The sequence below is a fragment of the Streptomyces hokutonensis genome (assembly GCF_000376565.1).
Classification (GTDB): domain Bacteria; phylum Actinomycetota; class Actinomycetes; order Streptomycetales; family Streptomycetaceae; genus Streptomyces; species Streptomyces hokutonensis.
Map to the genome: position 1 here is coordinate 1 of NZ_BARG01000112.1, position 17866 is coordinate 17866.

Genomic DNA, 17866 nt, shown 5'->3' on the forward strand with positions numbered 1-17866 from the left:
CGGACGCCCGCCCCCACACCACCGCAACCCGACACTCAACCTCAGGTCGTACGACGACGCCGAGCCCCAGGCCTGCGCTCACTCGGCCGAGTAACGGGATCCCCCGCCTCCTCCGCCGCCGCGCGCCTCCGCAACCCGAAGTTCGCCAACGCCTCGGCCAGCTTGTGCACCGACGGCTCCGGCGCCATCACATCCACCCGCAGCCCGTGCTCCTCGGCCGTCTTCGCCGTCGCAGGACCGATGCACGCGATCACGGTCACGTTGTGCGGCTTCCCGGCGATACCGACCAGGTTCCGCACAGTGGACGACGACGTGAAGAGAACGGCGTCGAAGCCACCCCCCTTGATCGCCTCCCGCGTGTCCGCCGGCGGCGGCGAGGCCCGTACGGTCCGGTAGGCGGTCACGTCGTCGACCTCCCACCCGAGCTCGATCAGCCCGGCGACAAGAGTCTCCGTGGCGATGTCGGCACGCGGCAGGAACACCCGGTCGATCGGGTCGAAGACGGGGTCGTACGGCGGCCAGTCCTCCAGCAGGCCGGCCGCGGACTGCTCCCCGCTCGGCACCAGATCCGGCTTCACGCCGAACGCGATCAGCGCCTTGGCGGTCTGCTCGCCCACCGCGGCGACCTTGATGCCCGCGAAGGCACGCGCGTCGAGCCCGTACTCCTCGAACTTCTCACTCACGGCCTTCACCGCGTTGACCGACGTGAAGGCGATCCACTCGTAGCGCCCGGTGACGAGGCCCTTGACCGCGCGCTCCATCTGCTGGGGCGTGCGCGGCGGTTCGACGGCGATCGTCGGCACCTCGTGCGGGACGGCACCGTAGGACCGGAGTTGGTCGGAGAGCGAGGCCGCCTGCTCCTTCGTGCGCGGGACGAGGACCTTCCAGCCGAACAGCGGCTTGGACTCGAACCACGACAACTGGTCGCGCTGGGCGGCGGCGGAACGCTCACCGACCACGGCTATCACCGGCCGGCCGCCGTCCGGGGACGGCAGCACCTTCGCCTGCTTCAGCGTCTGCGCGATCGTGCCGAGCGTCGCGGACCAGGTCCGCTGACGAGTGGTCGTACCAGCCACTGTGACCGTCATAGGGGTGTCGGGCTTACGGCCGGCCGCCACCAGTTCGCCGGCGGCCGAGGCCACCGAGTCCAGCGACGTCGACACGACGACCGTGCCGTCCGACGCGCCGACCTCGGTCCAGCACCGGTCCGAGGCGGTACGGGCGTCCACGAAGCGGACGTCCGCGCCCTGCGCGTCCCGCAGCGGGACACCGGCGTACGCGGGCACGCCGACGGCCGCGGCGACACCGGGCACGACCTCGAAGGGAACACCGGCGGCGACGCAGGCGAGCATTTCCTCGGCCGCGTACGTATCTAGTCCGGGGTCCCCGGACACCGCACGCACGACCCGCCTGCCGCCCCGCGCGGCCTCCATGACAAGATGTGCCGCATCCCGCACAGCGGGTAGGCCAACGGTTGTTGACACACCGTCAACGACCGTTAGTTGAGGCGTGCCCGTGCCCGGGAGCGAGTCCGAAGAAGGACCCGGATCCGGATGCACGACGGCCACGCCCGATCGGGCGTGCGCACGTACGACGTCGAGCACCTCGTGCTCGGCGACGAGTACGTCCGCGTTCGCCAGCGCCTCCACGGCGCGCAGTGTGAGCAGTCCCGGATCTCCGGGTCCGGCACCCAGGAAGGTGACGTGCCCGTGTTCCGGACCGGCGGGAAGAGTGGTGGGGCTCACTTGGCTTGCTCCCCCATCAGACCGGCCGCGCCCTGGGCGAGCATCTCGGCGGCGAGTTCGCGACCGAGCGTCAGTGCTTGGTCATGCGTCTCGGGCACGGGACCGGTGGTGGACAGCTGCACCGTACGCGAACCGTCGGTCGTGCCGACTATTCCGCGCAGGCGCATTTCCTTGACAATCTGCCCGTCGGCCAGAAGGTCGGCCAGCGCGCCCACAGGGGCGGAGCAGCCGGCCTCCAGGGCGGCGAGCAGGGACCTTTCGGCAGTCACGGCGACCCGCGTGAACGGGTCGTCGAGTTCGCCGAGTGCCGCGATCAAGTCCGCGTTGTCCGCGGCACATTCGATCGCCAGGGCCCCCTGGCCGGGGGCGGGCAGAACCGTGTCGACCGACAGGAAGTCGGTCACTTCGTCGAGCCGGCCGATCCGGCTCAGTCCGGCGGCGGCCAGGACCACGGCGTCCAGCTCACCGTCCCGCACGAAGCCGATCCGGGTGTCGACGTTGCCCCGGATCGGGACCGTCTCGATGTCGAGGCCGTGGCCGCGCGCGTACGCGTTCAGCTGGGCCGTGCGCCGCGGGGAGCCCGTACCGATGCGCGCCCCGCGGGGCAGGTCGGTGAACTTCCGGGCGTCGCGCGCGACCAGTACGTCCCGCGGGTCCTCGCGCTCGGGTACGGCGGCGAGCACCAGGCCCTCGGGCTGCGCGGTCGGCAGGTCCTTCAGCGAATGAACCGCGAAGTCGACCTCACCGCCGAGCAGCGCGTCCCGCAGCGCGGTCACGAAGACTCCCGTGCCGCCGATCTGCGCGAGGTGCTCGCGGGAGGTGTCGCCGTAGGTGGTGATCTCGACGAGCTCGACGGGCCGTCCGGTCACCTGTCTCACGGCGTCCGCCACCAACCCGGACTGGGCCAGGGCGAGTCTGCTCCGCCTGGTCCCGAGTCTCAGTGTCTTGCTACTCATGCGAGCCCTCGGTTCTTGCTGTTCTTCTCAGAGTCTTCTTCGGCCCGCGAGACGGAGGCCACCGTCTCCTGGTCGAGGCCGAACAGGGTGCGCAGCGCGTCCGCGTACCCGGCGCCGCCGGGTTCGGCCGCGAGCTGCTTGACCCGTACGGTCGGCGCGTGCAGCAGCTTGTCGACGACCCGGCGTACGGTCTGCGTGATCTCGGCGCGGTGCTTGTCGTCGAGGCCGGGCAGCCGTCCGTCGAGCCGGGCGATCTCGTTCGCGACGACGTCGGCGGCCATGGCGCGCAGGGCGACCACGGTCGGCGTGATGTGCGCGGCCCGCAGGGCTGCCCCGAAGGCCGCGACCTCGTCGGAGACGATACGCCGGACCGCGTCCACATCGGCCGCCATCGGAGCGTCCGCCGAGGCCTCGGCGAGCGACTCGATGTCGACGAGCCGCACCCCGGCCAGCCGGTGCACGGCCGCGTCCACGTCCCGCGGCATCGCGAGGTCGAGGACCGACAACACCGGCGCGGGGCGCGGGATCTGGGCGACGGGCTCGGGCCTGCGCCGCTCGGGGATCCGGCCGACGGTCACGGCCATCGTGGCGAGTTCGGCGATGAGTTCCGCCTCCGCCTCGGGCGTACGACGGCCGCTCTCGCGCCGGTCGACACCGGCCCCGGCGACCCAGGCCGCGTGCTGCTCCAGCGTCGCCGCGTCCATCCCGGCCACGGCCGCCTCCCCCATCACGGAGAAGCCGGTCGCACCCTGCACCGCGGAAAGGTCCAGCGGACAACCGTCCTCGGCCCCGACGGAGGTCGGCGGAAGCTCTTCGCGTACGACGTCCCGCGCGGCCGTACGGTCTGCCGTCGCGTCCTGCGACACCCGGCCCTCGACCGACCCCGCGACCGTCTCCGCCGTCAGGACCAGGCCCGTCGCGCCCGTGCAGGACACGGTGACATCGGCACGTGTCAGCTCGAACGGCACCGATTCCATCGGTACCGCGCGGGCCGACACGTCCGTTTCGGGGCTCTCGGTGATGATCTGGGCGAGCCGCTCGGCGCGGTCGGAGGTGCGGTTGGCGACGACGATCTCGGCGACCCCGGCGCGGGCGAGGGTCGCGGCCGCCAGCGACGACATGGAGCCGGCGCCGATGACCAGGGCGCGTTTCCCCTTGGCCCAGGCCTCGACCGGCGTACCGGAGGAGAGCTGCTGAAGGCCGAAGGTGACCAGGGACTGGCCCGCGCGGTCGATGCCGGTCTCGGAGTGGGCGCGCTTGCCGACCCGCAGGGCCTGCTGGAACAGGTCGTTCAACAGCCGCCCGGCGGAGTGCAGTTCCTGCGCCTTGGCCAGCGCGTCCTTGATCTGGCCGAGGATCTGGCCCTCGCCGACCACCATCGAGTCGAGGCCGCAGGCCACCGAGAAGAGGTGGTGGACGGCCCGGTCCTCGTAGTGCACGTAGAGATAAGGAGTGAGCTCGTCCAGGCCGACCCCGCTGTGCTGGGCGAGCAGCGTGGACAGTTCGGCGACGCCCGCGTGGAACTTGTCCACGTCGGCGTAGAGCTCGATGCGGTTGCAGGTGGCCAACACGGCGGCCTCGGTGGCCGGTTCGGCGGCGACCGTGTCCTGCAACAGCTTGAACTGGGCGTCCGCGACCAGCGTGGCCCGCTCCAGGACGCTGACCGGGGCGCTGCGGTGGCTCAGCCCGACGACGAGGAGACTCATGCCGGCATCACGGCGGGGACGTCCCCGTCAGGGCCCTGCTCGGTGGAGTCGCCGCGGTGCGCGGCGACCGGGTGCGCGGCCTCGGCGGCTGCTTCCTCACCGGCCTTGCGCTGCTCGTGGAAGGCGAGGATCTGCAGCTCGATCGAGAGGTCGACCTTGCGGACGTCGACGCCGTCCGGGACGGTCAGCACGGTCGGCGCGAAGTTCAGGATGGACGTCACACCGGCGGCCACAAGGCGGTCGCAGACCGGCTGGGCGGCACCGGCGGGGGTCGCGATGACGCCGATGGAGACGCCGTTGTCGCTGATGATCTTTTCCAGCTCGTCCGAGTGCTGCACCGGGATGCCCGCGACGGGCTTGCCGGCCATCGCCGGGTCGGCGTCGATGAGGGCGGCGACGCGGAAGCCGCGGGAGGCGAACCCGCCGTAGTTGGCGAGGGCGGCGCCCAGGTTTCCGATGCCGACGATCACGACCGGCCAGTCCTGGGTCAGGCCCAGTTCGCGGGAGATCTGGTAGACGAGGTACTCGACGTCGTAGCCCACACCACGGGTGCCGTAGGAGCCGAGGTAGGAGAAGTCCTTGCGCAGCTTCGCGGAGTTGACGCCCGCGGCGGCGGCCAGCTCCTCGGAGGAGACCGTGGGTACCGAGCGCTCCGAGAGTCCGGTCAGCGCGCGGAGGTACAGCGGGAGACGGGCGACGGTGGCCTCGGGAATCCCTCGGCTACGGGTCGCCGGTCGGTGAGTTCGGCCAGTTGCCACGGTGCTCCTGCGGGTAGAGCGGGGCTGTGGGCGGTCACACGAACCCAGACCGCCCCGTCGGAAGCAGGCTATGTCTTTGTGAACGCGTGCACAAAGATGGTGTCCGATTTGCCCACCCAACGTGACCGGGGTCACGCACACGCGTTCCCGACGCATTCCAGGGGGCAAAACCGCCACACTCCTCGTAATTCCCGCCCCCGAGACCAAACCGCCGTCGATCCTAAGCGACGTTCGGGTGCGCGTTGAACTACTTGGTCAGTTCCCGGCGCAGGCGGCCCTCGTCCACCCGCCAGAAAGTGTGCTGTTTCCCATCCACCAGGACGACCGGGATCTGCTCCCAGTACTCGTCGTGCAGACGCTGGTCCACGGTGATGTCCTTCTGTTCCCAGGGGACCCCCAGATCGGCGCAGACCTTCTCCACGACGAGCTGCGCGTCCTCGCACAGATGACAGCCGGGCTTCCCGATGAGGGTGACGACATGACTCATGCACCCCATTCTCACGCCGTCCGGCCACTTCTTTAACGGCCCGGTCGCGGAGAGTTCACAGCCTCCGAACCTCTCGGCTCCGGAACCACCGAACAAACTGGCTATGCTCACGACATGGCCGCTCTCGGATGGCTCACTCCCCGTAGGCGCTCCGCCACGGCGCGGAGCGTGTTGGCAGGCGAGGCCTCTGCGGAGGCAGCGCGCAAGTCGTCGCAGGACGTCCAGGACATAGAGGACGCCCTCGCGAAAGAGACCACGCAGGAACCGGAGTTCCCGGTCCTCGGCGACGACAGAGCTGCGGCCTTCTTCGATCTCGACAACACCGTCATGCAGGGCGCGTCGATCTTCCACTTCGGCCGCGGCCTGCACAAACGGAAGTTCTTCGAGACCCGCGACCTCCTCAAGTTCGCCTGGCAGCAGGCCTATTTCAGGCTCGCCGGCTCCGAGGACCCCGAGCACATGCAGGAGGCGCGCGACTCCGCGCTGTCCATCGTCAAGGGCCACCGCGTCGCCGAACTCCAGTCGATCGGCGAGGAGATCTACGACGAGTACATGGCCGAGCGCATCTGGCCCGGCACCCGCGCCCTCGCCGAGGCCCACCTCGCCGCGGGCCAGAAGGTGTGGCTCGTCACAGCGGCCCCGGTGGAGATCGCCAATGTGATCGCCCGGCGCCTCGGTCTGACCGGCGCGCTCGGCACGGTCGCCGAGTCCGTCGACGGCGTCTACACCGGCAAGTTGGTCGGCGAACCGCTGCACGGCCCCGCGAAGGCGGAGGCGGTCAAGGCGCTCGCCGCGGCGGAGGGCCTGGACCTCTCCCGGTGCGCCGCCTACAGCGACTCGCACAACGACATCCCGATGCTCTCGCTGGTCGGGCACCCCTACGCCATCAACCCGGACGCCAAGCTGCGCAAGCACGCCCGGCAGTTGGACTGGCGGCTGCGCGACTACCGCACGGCCCGCAAGGCGGCCAAGGTCGGCATCCCGGCGGCGGCCGGTGTGGGCGCAGTGGCGGGCGGCACGGCCGCGGCGATCGCATTGCATCGCCGACGCCGGTGACACGGTAAACACAGCCAATCCACGAGTCGTACCCGCGTAACCCCCTGTCCAGTCACGTTGGCTGCACACGGCCACAACACGCCCTGCTCCCTGACTGAATTCGGACTGTTCTGATCAACAACCGTTCACTCTGCGGTACTTGATCGAGCGTCAATCGGTTACAGAAGCGACGTAATCGATGATTTGAGCAACTGGGTGTAGCAGCGCCTGTACGAAGCGTTATTCTCCTCAAACGCAATCCGGCACCTCTCTGTCGCTACGACGGGTGAACGTTCCGGTACTGCACGTGATGGAAGCTCTGCCTCTGGGAGTCCCGTGTACCCACACGTCGGGGTTGACGCCTCGGGCCTGGCTACGCTGCGCGCAACGGTCCAAGACCTGTTGCGCGGCTTCGTCCCCACCGCGTACGCCGTCCCCGCCGCCTTCGCCACCACCGCACCCGTCGGTCCGTGCTACGCACTGGCCGACGGCGGCGCGGCCGTTGGCAGACGAGGGCGCTCGGCCGGCGCCGCCACCGCACGCCGTCCGGCCGCTGACAGCGACAGCGCCCGGATGATGGACCTCGTGGAGCGTGCCCAGGCCGGCGAAGCCGACGCCTTCGGCCGCCTCTACGACCAGTACAGCGACACTGTGTACCGGTACATCTACTACCGAGTGGGAGGCAAAGCCACCGCCGAGGACCTCACCAGCGAGACCTTTCTGCGCGCCCTGCGCCGCATCGGCACCTTCACCTGGCAGGGGCGCGACTTCGGCGCCTGGCTGGTGACCATCGCCCGCAACCTCGTCGCGGACCACTTCAAGTCGAGCCGCTTCCGGCTGGAAGTGACCACCGGCGAGATGCTCGACGCCAACGAGGTCGCGCGCTCCCCCGAGGACTCCGTCCTGGAGTCCCTGTCGAACGCCGCCCTCCTCGACGCCGTACGACGGCTCAACCCCCAGCAACAGGAGTGCGTCACGCTCCGCTTCCTCCAGGGCCTCTCCGTCGCGGAGACCGCCCGGGTGATGGGCAAGAACGAGGGCGCGATCAAGACCCTCCAGTACCGCGCCGTGCGCACGCTCGCCCGGCTTCTCCCGGACGACGCCCGCTGACGGCACACGCTCGGTAACGCCCAACTCGCGCTCAGTGAAAGTCCGTTGAGTTCGCGGTCGGATCATCCGCCGTCCGTAACCCAAGTGCCGCGCCGCTCGTTGTGCGGGATACAGGCTCCCTGTGGTCACACCCCGACCCTCTCCGATCACTCGATCGTGTGGATGCGGTCAGGAGGTGCAACCCTCAGGACCCCCTGGGGAGTCGACCGTCATGACGAGAGGAGGTGCCGCCAGTGATCGCGAACGTATCGGCGCACCGGCGGGCGAACGCCTTCGCCCAGGCCCTGGAAGAGGAGCAGTCCGACCGGGGCACGGCGGCCGAGCAGTCCGAAGGACCGGCACCGGCCCCGGCTGCTGCGGAACAGACCGAGCAGGGCCGCATGCTGGCCTTCGCCACCGGTCTCGGCGAGCTGCCCAAACCCGTGCTGGACCCCGAGGTCAAGGTCGTCCAGCGGGCTCAGCTGGTCGCCGCGTTCGAGGCCATGCTGCAAGGAGGCGAGGCACCAGAACCTTCGGTACCGGAGCAGCGGTCCCACCGGTCCCGGGGTACCCACCGGGCCACCGGACTGGGCAAGCTGCGACCCCGGTCCCGGCTCAGCAAGGGCCTCGCGGCCGGCGGCCTGAGCGTCGGAGTCGCCGCCGGGGCCTTCGGCGGAGTCGCCGCCGCCAGCTCGGACGCCCTGCCCGGCGACGGCCTCTACGGCCTGAAGCGCGGCATCGAGGACTTCAAGCTCAACTACCTGTCCGACGGCGACAACCAGCGCGGAGTGGCCTACCTCGACCAGGCGTCCAACCGCCTGAGCGAGGCACGCCGGCTGATGGAGCGGGACCGCGGCGGCCACCTCGACCACGAGCAGCTCGGCGAGATCCGCCGCACGCTCGCCGGGATGACGCACGACGCGTCCGAGGGCCACCGTCTGCTGCACGAGGCGTACGAGCAGGACCCGAACTCGCTGGGCCCCATCCAGGCCCTCTCCGCGTTCTCCCGCTCGCACCGCGAGGCATGGGGCGCGCTACGCGACCGCCTCCCCGTCCAGCTCGGTGACGTCAGCGACCAGGTCTCCTCGGTCTTCGACGCCATAGACGAAGAGGTCGCCCCGCTCCAGTCCCTGCTGCCCCAGCCCCCGGCCAAAACCGGCGGCGGCACCGGCAGGCACCGCGCACCCGACACGGAGTCCACCGGCTCCACGGGCTCGCACCGCTCGACCACACCGAGCGACACGGCGGACTCCCCCGCGGGCAAGGGCGGCCACTCCAGCACCCCCAGCGAGTCCGCCACCGACGGCGACGGCCTCCTCGGCGGCAACACGGGCGGCCTCCTGGACCCCCCGAAGTCCTCCGGCACGGCTTCCCCGTCCACGAGCAAGCCCTCGATCACCGAACCCGACGTCACGCTCCCACCGCTCCTCCCGGGCCTCCTGCCCGGCCTGGGCATCGACGGCGAGGACGCGAACTAGGCGATCAACACCTGTGCGGCTACGGGGAGTTCCTCGTAGCCGCACAGGCATGTGTCAGGTTTCTCAGACGAAGCCCGCGAAGAAACCTTCGCCCTCAGAAGAACACCGACCTCCGCTGCACCAGCAGCTTGTACAGCGTGTGCTGGATCTGTTCCCGCACCTGGTCCGTGAGGTTGAACATCAGCATCGGGTCCTCGGCCGCCTCCGGCGGGTAGCCGTCCGTGGGGATCGGCTCGCCGAACTGGATCGTCCACTTCGTGGGGAGGGGGATCGCGCCGAGCGGGCCCAGCCACGGGAAGGTCGGCGTGATCGGGAAGTACGGGAAGCCCAGGATGCGGGCCAGGGTCTTGGAGTTGCCGATCATCGGGTAGATCTCCTCCGCGCCCACGATCGAGCACGGGATGATCGGCACACCCTTGCGCAGCGCCGTCGACACGAACCCGCCCCGCCCGAAGCGCTGGAGCTTGTAGCGCTCGCTGAACGGCTTGCCGATGCCCTTGAAGCCCTCCGGCATCACGCCCACCAACTCGCCGCGCCCCAGCAGCCGTTCCGCGTCCTCCGCACAGGCGAGCGTGTGACCGGCCTTGCGGGCCAGCTCGTTGGCGACCGGCAGCATGAAGACCAGGTCCGCCGCGAGCAGCCGCAGATGACGGCTCGCGGGATGGTTGTCGTGGACGGCGATCTGCATCATCACGCCGTCCAGCGGGATCGTCCCGGAGTGGTTGGCGACGATCAGCGCGCCACCGTCCGCCGGGATGTTCTCGATGCCCTTCACCTCGACCCGGAAGTACTTCTCGTACAGCGGCCGCAGCGCCGGCATGAGGACCTCGTCGGTCAGCTCCTCGTCGTAGCCGAAGTCGTCGACCTCGTAGTCCCCGGTCAGCCGGCGGCGCAGGAAGGACAGGCCGTGGGCGATACGGCGCTCCAGGCCGCCCTGGCCGCTCTCACCCACCTCGCCGCCCTCGTTCTGCGGCCGCTCCGGCTCCTGCTCCTCACGCGTCACAGGAACATCATCCTGCGCGAAGTCCCGGCCCGGCAGGGGCTGGACCTCACGGACCAGCGCGGGTTCGCCGTTCTTGCGCCGGCTTCCCCCGCTCCGGCGCCGCTGCGGCCGCTGCACGGCCCCCGCGCGGGACCGGTCGTCGTCGAACGGAATGACCTTGGCATCCGCCATCGTTGATGCGCTCCTCAGTTGGCGCTCGGCGTCGGGGGGTGGCCACTGTCCGGCCGGGACAGCGCGGCGATCCGGTCGACGGCCCCCGCGAGGGCCTCCGGCGGCAGCAGCCCTGGGCCCTGACTGCGCGCGAAGTCCGCGAAGGTCTCGGCGGTCGTGTACTTGGGCTGGTACCCCAATGTCTCCCGCATCTGCACCGTCGACACGACCCGGCCGTGGGTGAGCAGCCGGATCTGTTCCGGGGAGAAGTCCGTCATCCCCAGCGTCCGCACCAGGGAACCGGCCCAGGTGACCGCCGGCAGCAGCAGCGGCACGGTCGGGCGGCCCAGGCGCCTGGAGCACTGGGAGAGCAGCAGGACGCCGTCCCCGGCAATGTTGAAGGTGCCGCTGTTGAGTGTGCCCCGCTCCGGATCGTGCGAGGCGATCCGCAGCACCTCGATCACATCGTCCTCGTGCACGAACTGCAGCCGCGGGTCGTAGCCGAAGACGGTCGGCAGGACCGGCAGCGAGAAGTACGAGGCGAGCGGCGAATCCGCCGTAGGACCGAGGATGTTGGCGAACCGCAGCACGCACACCGCGACGTCGGGCCGCCGGCGGGCGAAGCCGCGCACATAACCCTCGACCTCGACGGTGTCCTTGGCGAAGCCGCCGCTCGGCAGGGACTTCGGCGGGGTCGTCTCGGTGAAGACGGCCGGGTCGCGCGGGGCGGAGCCGTAGACGTTGGTGCTGGACTTCACCACCAGGCGCTTCACGACCGGTGATTTCTGGCAGGCGCCCAGCAGCTGCATGGTGCCGATGACGTTGGTCTCCTTGACCGTGGTCCGGCTGCCGCTGCCCAGCGCGGTGCCCGTCACGTCCATGTGGACGACCGTGTCGGCGCCCGACTCGGCGAGCACCCGCGCGATGGTGGGCTGCCGGATGTCGGCCTGGATGAACTCCGCGCCCCCCAGATGGTGCCCGGGCGGGACCGCGTCCACGGCGATCACCCGGTCCACTTCCGGGTCACGCTGAATGCGTCGTACGAACCGGCCCCCCAGCTGGCGGGCCACTCCGGTCACGAGCACGACCTTCCCCAAGATCAGCGCCTTCCTTCCGAGTTACCCGTGTGCGGCCAACCTAGCGGTTCGGTGTTGCGCTGTGATGACCGCCTGACGCACGAAGTCACGAGTACACGCAAACGGGCACATGCCGGGAACATAACTGTGGCCCCCCACCGGAGACCGATGGGGGGCCACAGGAGACGCTTTCGCGGCGCCGCGTCGCCTACTTCTTGTTACGACGCTGCACGCGCGTGCGCTTCAGCAGCTTGCGGTGCTTCTTCTTAGCCATCCGCTTGCGCCGCTTCTTGATAACAGAGCCCACGACTACCCTCGCTCACTTCTCATCACTCGGTGCTGGGCATCATGGGCCCATACGACCTACAAGGGGCCAGCCTACCCGTCCGAGCGCTGAGGTCGTAATCGAGGTATCGCCTCAGGCTGTCTCCACCCCCACATAACTCTCGCGAAGGTACTCGTGTACCGCTTGCTCGGGGACGCGGAAGGACCGCCCCACCCGGATAGCGGGCAGATGACCGCTGTGCACCAACCGGTACACGGTCATCTTCGACACTCGCATCACCGAGGCGACCTCCGCCACGGTAAGGAACTGAACCTCGTTCAGAGGCCTCTCGCCAGCTGCAGCCATGACACACCTGAACCTTCCGCACTCGACGGTCACCGGCTTCCCCTTCCGGTGACTCTTCGTCGTTGCGTGCTCACTCCCCAATGTAGGGGCGTGTGATGCGAGTGGGGAAGAGGTGCACCCATCGGCGGCCTACTGTGACAGACACGCTCGATTGAGTACGTAGCGGGTAAGCGGGCGGTAGTAATCGGACCGCACGGCGTCATCAAGTGGAACTGCCACGGACACCGACCCCTCGGCCTCCCCCACGAACAGCGCGGGGTCATCGGTATCCGCGAGCCCAATGGCCTCGAACCCCAGCTGACCTGCTCCGCAGACCCATCCGTGGTCCCCGATCACCAGCTCCGGAAGCACCCCGCCGGTCTCCGCCGCCGCACCCAGCACGGTACGAACCGGGAGCGGTGAGTGCGTGTGTGCGCCGGGCTCACAACCGGGGCGTTCGGGACCCGGATCGCGGACGAGGGCGACACCTCGTACGTAGGCAAGGTTGTACGTGCGTAGACCGAACCGGGTCGTTATGTCGATACAGCGACCATGCGCGGGGGTGAGAACAGCACATCCCGCCGCCGACAGCGCGTCCGCCAACGCGGCGTAGAACCCGAGCAGCCGGTGCGGATGCCCGGTGCCGAGGAGCACGGGTCCGTTGCGCTCAGCCACCGCACCCAGCCGGTCGGCGAAGGCGTCCAGAGCGGTCACAGTCCGCTCCGGGTCGATCACATCATGCCCGGAAACATGTCGAGGGTCGGCCGAAACCCCACACTTGTCCGCCATGAGACCGATCAAATCCCCTTGCCCCCATGTCCATTCGGGATCAAGTCCGATCAGCACCCGGGGGTCACGAGCGGCGAAGGCCCGATAGCTCCGCAGGCTCTCCTCCCGCGAGGTGGCCACGGGCCCGGCCAGCCGGGCGGCCAGCAGATGCGCGCGGAGCGCGCCGGTGGTCAACACGGGAGCGATGCTGACGGACGCGACGACCGCCCACCGCGGGAACGCCGGAAAGTCCGCACCGTTGGCGTAACACCGGTGACAGGACAGTGACACAACCGACCACAACTGCCGTACGGCCTCCCGGGTCTCACCTTGCGTGGACGGAACGACCAACCGTCCCAAGCAAGTTGACCAGCAAGCACGCCAACTGGGGGAACACCACCATGACCATGAAGCTGTCCCGTCGCACCACGACCGCCGCCGCGCTCGCCGTCCTGGCGCTCGGCGGCACGATCGCAGCAACCGCTCCCGCGTCCGCGGCCACCACCAAGGCAGCGGCAGCCACCGCCACCTACAACGGCGCCTGCGGCACCGGCTACAAGGTCATCGACTCCACGCCGGTCGGCAACTCGGGCAAGGTGTTCGTCACCTGGAACGAGTCGACCGGCAAGAACTGCGCCGTGACCGTCCGCAACGCCGTCGGAAGCCGGATCAACATGCGGGTCACCCTGGACGCCCTCGGCGACTCCGACGACCCCGCCGTGGACTCCGGCACCTACACGAGCTACGCCGGCCCGGTCTACGTCAACGGCCGCGACTCCTGCATCGCCTGGGGCGGCACCATCGGCAACGCCTCAGCCGAGGACTCCGGCCACTGCGGCTGACCTCCCACCCAACACCGGACGGGCACATCCAGCCCGTCCGGCACTTTTCCAACCCGGGTCAGCTGTAGTCAGCCTGTCCGACGCCTTCCCAACCCAGGTCAGCTGTAGTCAGCCCGTCCGGCGCTTTTCCAACCCAGGCCGGCACCATCCAGCCCGTCCGACGCCTTCCCAACCCAGGCCGGCACCATCCAGCCCGTCCGGCGCCTTCCCGACCCAGGCCGGCATCATCCAGCCCGTCCGGCTTTGAGGACGAGGCCGTTCAGGCCGAAGCGGGGGTCTGGGGGCGGCAGCCCCCAGGGACGGGACGGGCAGGGGCGGCGGGGGCGAAAAAACCGGAGCCTAAGCCAACAGCCCCCGCAACGGAAACACCGCCCGCCGAGTGGCCACCACCGCCTGGTCAAGCCGGTCGGCGGGGTCATACCCCGACTCCCAGTCGGCGTAGGCCACCGGCCACCGCCCATCCGTCATCCGCTGCGGCCCCAACTCCCGAGTCCGCGCAAACACTTCCTGCCGCCACCCCTCAGGAATCACCGCCTCAGGCGCAATCTCCCGCCCCGCAGCAATCGCGACAAGATGCGTCCACGACCGCGGCACGACTTCCACCACGGCGTACCCACCCCCACCCAACGCGACCCACTTCCCGTCCGCGTACCGGTGCGCCAACTCATGACAAGCCACCTGCACAGCCCGCTGCGCATCCAACGACACGGCGAGATGAGCCAGCGGATCCTCGAAGTGCGTATCGGCCCCGTGCTGCGTCACCAGCACCTGCGGCCGAAAGTCCGCGATCAGCTCAGGCACGACGGCATGAAAGGCCCGCAACCACCCCGCGTCCCCGGTCCCGGCCGGCAACGCCACATTGACCGCCGAACCCTCCCCCCGCCCCGCCCCGGTCTCCTCCGGCCACCCTGTCTGCGGAAACAACGTCCGCGGATGCTCATGCAGGGAGATCGTCAGCACCCGAGGGTCCTCCCAGAACGCCGCCTGGACCCCGTCCCCGTGATGCACGTCCACATCGACATACGCGACCCGCTCGGCCCCCAGCTCCAACAACCGGGCAATGGCGAGCGAGGCATCGTTGTAGATGCAGAACCCGGAAGCGGCCCCCGGCATAGCGTGATGCAGCCCACCGGCGAAGTTCACGGCATGAGACACATCCCCGCCCCACACAGCCTCAGCAGCCCCCACCGACTGCCCGGCGATCAACGCGGACACCTCATGCATCCCGGCAAAGGCGGGATCATCCATGGTCCCCAGCCCATACGCCCCGTCCGCCGACTCCGGATCGGCCGAGGCGGCCTTGACCGCCTCGACGTAGTCCTCCCGGTGAACCAGCCGCAAGGTCGAATCACCAGCGGGCTTGGCCGCTACGACATCCACGTCCTTGTCGAGCCCGAAGGCATCGACGAGCCTCCGGGTCAGGGCGAGCCGGACCGGGTCCATCGGATGGTCCCGGCCGAAGTCATAGCCCGTTACTGCCTCGTCCCACATCAGCTGTGCGCGCCCGCTCATGCCCGTCACCGTACCGGCCCTCCTGCGGCGCGAACGAGCGGGCGTACACCAACGTCACCAGCACCAACACCATCGGCACGAGCATGGCCCCGCGGTAACTCCACGCGTCGCCCAGCGCTCCCACCAAGGGCGAACCGATCAGGAACCCCACGTAGTTGAAGACATTGAGCCGGGCGATGGCCGTATCGGACGCCCCCGGGAACAACCGCCCGGCCGCCGCGAAGGTCTGCGGCACCAGCACACACAGCCCGAGCCCCAGCAACGTGAACCCGAGCATCCCGACCCCGGCCCCCGGCGCCACGGCCACCACCGCGAACCCGAGCGCGGCCACGACAGCCCCCAGCCGTACGACGGCCACGGCCCCGAACTTCCGCACCCCGAGGTCCCCGATCCCCCGCCCGACCAGGCACATCACCATGTAGACGTTGTACGGAACGGTCGCGACCTGCTCCGAACTCCCCAGCACGTCCTTCAGGTACTTCGCACTCCAGTTGGAGACGGTCGAGTCCCCGATGTAGGCGAAGGTCATCACCAGACACAGCGGCAGCAGCAGCTTGAAGACCAGCGGCCCGGCCTCGGCCCCCTCGCCCTCCGCGTCGGGCGCACCACCGTCGACGTACCACCGACTCCCCACGAACGCCGCCGGCAGCAGGACGGCCACCACGGGCAGATACGACACCCACAGCGCGAGATGCCAGTGCGCCCCCGCCCACGCGAGCGAGGCCCCCACGATCCCGCCCAGGCTGTACGCGGCATGGAAGCTGAGCATGATGCTCCGCCCGTACGTCCGCTGCAGACTCACCCCGAGCATGTTCATCGAGGCGTCCAGCGCACCCACCCCGAGCCCGAACGCCCCGAGCGCGACCGCCAGTTCGGCCATGCTGTCGCCCGCCCCGACCCCGAGCAGCGCCAGCAGCACGACCGGCTGGGACCAGCGCAGCAGCACGCTGGGCCGTATTCGCTTCACCAGCTGCTCGGTGGTCACGCTCCCGACACCGGCGAGGATCGGCACGGCGGCCAGGAAGACGGGCAGCAGCCCGTCCGAGACCCCGTACCGGTCCTGGATCGCGGGGATCCGTGTCACGAGCAGCGCGAAGGTGGCGCCCTGAGCGAAGAAGCTGAACGCCAACGAGGCCCTACCGCGCCGCAGCACATCTGTCATGGCGGCGAGCGTAAGGGTCGCGGCGTACTCGTGGGTAGATCCAGCCAAAGATGAATTCGGCTCACCTTTACCGAGCGACGACCAGCGAGGGAAGAACCCCAGGTGCGGGGACGTCCTGGCCCTTCAGCTCTGCGGCTATCATCTCCGCCATCGGCCCAGCGGCAAGCCCACCACTGACGACGGCCGTCACCCCCATCGTCCCGATCATCACGACCGTCCCCAGCCACACCATGGTGTCCACGGGCAGCGTGTACGCCCCGACCACCCGGGCGAGGCACTCGCCGAGCAGTCCGACACCCCACACCAGCGAGAACCGCCGCTCGGCCCGCCGAAAGGCCGCCGACCCGCTCAACAGCCGCTCAAAGGCGGCCTCCCGCTCCGGGTCCCCCTTCACGAGCCAGGGCTTCATCCCGGCGGTCATCATCGGCCGCCCCATCGCCACCGACACCAGCACCCCGATCCCGATCGCACTGCTGACCCCGCTGTCCTTGGCGAGCATGAGCCGCGGATCACCGGCGACAAGGCTGAGCGACAACCCGACGACATTCACGAAGAGGATCAGCGCGGCAAAGGCGTTGACCGTCCGCTCGGCGACCACACCCCACACGGTCCGTATCGCCGGCACGACACTGCTCCACCCCAGCGCCGCCACCGTACCCATCCCGAACCCGCTCTTGAGCAGGTAGTACGACCCGATCGGCACCGCCACGTCGATGAGGAGCGGCGCGAAGTTCTGCTTCTTGGACCCCGTGTTCGTCGTCATGCCCTCAGACTGCCGCGAGGACCCGGCCCGCCAGTAGAACCGATCGTCCGGACCTCGGCATGACAAATGTCAGACGAGCAGGTCAGGCAAGTCCCGCATGTCACCGAAGAGTTGGCTGGCCCCGGAAAGCCGCTCAGCAGGCGTCATCGCGGTGAACCCGTACACATCCATCCCGGCCGAGACAGCGGCGCGCACCCCCAGCGGACTGTCTTCCACGACCACACACCGCTCCGGCGCCACACCCATCTGCTCGGCCGCGTACAGGAACAGGTCGGGCGCCGGCTTCCCCCGCCCCACGTCCTCGGAGCTGAAGACCCACCGCTCCTCGAACCACTCGTCCAGCCCCGTCGCCCGGTGCCCCGTCCGAATCCGCGCATGACTCCCGGACGACGCCACGCAGTACGGCACCCCGTCCGCGACCAGCCTCTCCAGCACATCCACGGCCCCGGCGACCGGCTTCAACTCCCGCTCGAACGCGGCGAACACACGAGCGTGGAAGACATCGTCGAAGTCGTCCGGCAACCGCTGCCCGGTGCGCTCCTCGACAAGATCGTGGACACGGTGCATCGCGGCGCCCATGTAGTCACGGAGGGACTCCTCGTACGAGGTCGGGTGCCCGAGCTCCGTGAGATAGCCGGCCAGGAGCCGGTTGGAGATGGGCTCGCTGTCGACGAGGACACCGTCATTGTCGAAGATCACGAGGTCGTAGCGCATACCGCTGAGCCT

The 17866-nt window shown here is 69.5% G+C and carries 18 protein-coding genes; 4 read left to right on the forward strand and 14 right to left on the reverse strand.

Annotated elements, in window-relative coordinates:
- Window positions 1–41 precede the first annotated feature (41 nt).
- The 5 genes from SSP08S_RS50965 to SSP08S_RS50985 form a co-directional block, all read right to left on the reverse strand.
- On the reverse strand, window positions 42–1745 hold the full coding sequence (locus tag SSP08S_RS50965; protein WP_078532854.1) for a bifunctional uroporphyrinogen-III C-methyltransferase/uroporphyrinogen-III synthase: 1704 nt from the start codon (window positions 1743–1745) through the stop codon (window positions 42–44).
- Window positions 1742–2701, reverse strand: coding sequence for a hydroxymethylbilane synthase (gene hemC / locus SSP08S_RS50970; RefSeq protein WP_026179534.1), 960 nt, complete (start codon window positions 2699–2701; stop codon window positions 1742–1744). Before hemC ends, SSP08S_RS50965 begins: the two co-directional genes overlap by 4 nt.
- The gene (locus SSP08S_RS50975) at window positions 2698–4407 is read right to left on the reverse strand and encodes a glutamyl-tRNA reductase (protein ID WP_019075378.1); all 1710 of its coding nucleotides are present in this window, start codon (window positions 4405–4407) and stop codon (window positions 2698–2700) included. The genes hemC and SSP08S_RS50975 overlap by 4 nt, the downstream gene beginning before the upstream one ends.
- Window positions 4404–5165 (reverse strand): redox-sensing transcriptional repressor Rex, encoded by a 762-nt coding sequence (locus SSP08S_RS50980; RefSeq protein ID WP_019075379.1) that lies wholly within the window; start codon window positions 5163–5165, stop codon window positions 4404–4406. The genes SSP08S_RS50975 and SSP08S_RS50980 overlap by 4 nt, the downstream gene beginning before the upstream one ends.
- A gap of 247 nt (window positions 5166–5412) precedes the next feature.
- Window positions 5413–5652, reverse strand: a complete 240-nt coding sequence (locus SSP08S_RS50985) for a glutaredoxin family protein (RefSeq protein WP_019075380.1) — start codon at window positions 5650–5652, stop codon at window positions 5413–5415.
- Between the two features lie 114 nt (window positions 5653–5766).
- Between SSP08S_RS50985 and SSP08S_RS50990 the strand changes: the two genes are divergently transcribed.
- The 3 genes from SSP08S_RS50990 to SSP08S_RS51000 all read left to right on the forward strand — a co-directional run bounded on the left by SSP08S_RS50990 (window position 5767) and on the right by SSP08S_RS51000 (window position 9254).
- Window positions 5767–6708, forward strand: coding sequence for an HAD family hydrolase (locus SSP08S_RS50990; RefSeq protein WP_051106160.1), 942 nt, complete (start codon window positions 5767–5769; stop codon window positions 6706–6708).
- A gap of 315 nt (window positions 6709–7023) precedes the next feature.
- Window positions 7024–7797 (forward strand): ECF subfamily RNA polymerase sigma factor, BldN family, encoded by a 774-nt coding sequence (locus SSP08S_RS50995; RefSeq protein WP_019075382.1) that lies wholly within the window; start codon window positions 7024–7026, stop codon window positions 7795–7797.
- A gap of 233 nt (window positions 7798–8030) precedes the next feature.
- Complete coding sequence (locus tag SSP08S_RS51000) at window positions 8031–9254, forward strand: DUF5667 domain-containing protein (protein ID WP_019075383.1); 1224 nt, start codon at window positions 8031–8033, stop codon at window positions 9252–9254.
- Window positions 9255–9348: 94 nt separating this feature from the next.
- Here the strand turns inward: SSP08S_RS51000 and SSP08S_RS51005 are convergent, their stop codons facing one another.
- The 5 genes from SSP08S_RS51005 to SSP08S_RS51020 all read right to left on the reverse strand — a co-directional run bounded on the left by SSP08S_RS51005 (window position 9349) and on the right by SSP08S_RS51020 (window position 13059).
- On the reverse strand, window positions 9349–10428 hold the full coding sequence (locus SSP08S_RS51005; protein WP_019075384.1) for a lysophospholipid acyltransferase family protein: 1080 nt from the start codon (window positions 10426–10428) through the stop codon (window positions 9349–9351).
- 14 nt (window positions 10429–10442) lie between these two features.
- The gene (locus tag SSP08S_RS51010) at window positions 10443–11504 is read right to left on the reverse strand and encodes an NAD-dependent epimerase/dehydratase family protein (RefSeq protein WP_019075385.1); all 1062 of its coding nucleotides are present in this window, start codon (window positions 11502–11504) and stop codon (window positions 10443–10445) included.
- A gap of 187 nt (window positions 11505–11691) precedes the next feature.
- Window positions 11692–11790: a 30S ribosomal protein bS22 gene (locus tag SSP08S_RS60395; RefSeq protein ID WP_003948845.1), complete on the reverse strand. Its 99-nt coding sequence runs from the start codon at window positions 11788–11790 to the stop codon at window positions 11692–11694.
- A gap of 111 nt (window positions 11791–11901) precedes the next feature.
- Window positions 11902–12114, reverse strand: coding sequence for a helix-turn-helix domain-containing protein (locus SSP08S_RS51015; protein WP_004984898.1), 213 nt, complete (start codon window positions 12112–12114; stop codon window positions 11902–11904).
- A gap of 129 nt (window positions 12115–12243) precedes the next feature.
- On the reverse strand, window positions 12244–13059 hold the full coding sequence (locus SSP08S_RS51020; RefSeq protein ID WP_026179536.1) for a phosphatase: 816 nt from the start codon (window positions 13057–13059) through the stop codon (window positions 12244–12246).
- Between the two features lie 167 nt (window positions 13060–13226).
- On the opposite strand from SSP08S_RS51020, the gene SSP08S_RS51025 reads away from it, so the two are divergent.
- Window positions 13227–13703, forward strand: a complete 477-nt coding sequence (locus tag SSP08S_RS51025) for a hypothetical protein (RefSeq protein WP_019075387.1) — start codon at window positions 13227–13229, stop codon at window positions 13701–13703.
- Window positions 13704–14042: 339 nt separating this feature from the next.
- Here SSP08S_RS51025 and SSP08S_RS51030 read toward each other — a convergent pair whose 3' ends face one another.
- From SSP08S_RS51030 to SSP08S_RS51045, 4 genes are all read right to left on the reverse strand, one after another.
- Entirely contained in the window at window positions 14043–15215 is a 1173-nt protein-coding gene (locus SSP08S_RS51030) for an acetoin utilization protein AcuC (RefSeq protein WP_026179538.1), read from the reverse strand.
- A complete protein-coding gene (locus SSP08S_RS51035) occupies window positions 15166–16377 on the reverse strand; it encodes an MFS transporter (protein WP_026179539.1) in 1212 nt (403 codons plus the stop codon). The genes SSP08S_RS51030 and SSP08S_RS51035 overlap by 50 nt, the downstream gene beginning before the upstream one ends.
- 67 nt (window positions 16378–16444) lie before the next feature.
- Complete coding sequence (locus tag SSP08S_RS51040) at window positions 16445–17140, reverse strand: VC0807 family protein (protein ID WP_019075390.1); 696 nt, start codon at window positions 17138–17140, stop codon at window positions 16445–16447.
- 69 nt (window positions 17141–17209) lie between these two features.
- Window positions 17210–17854, reverse strand: a complete 645-nt coding sequence (locus tag SSP08S_RS51045) for an HAD family hydrolase (protein ID WP_019075391.1) — start codon at window positions 17852–17854, stop codon at window positions 17210–17212.
- Window positions 17855–17866 lie beyond the last annotated feature (12 nt).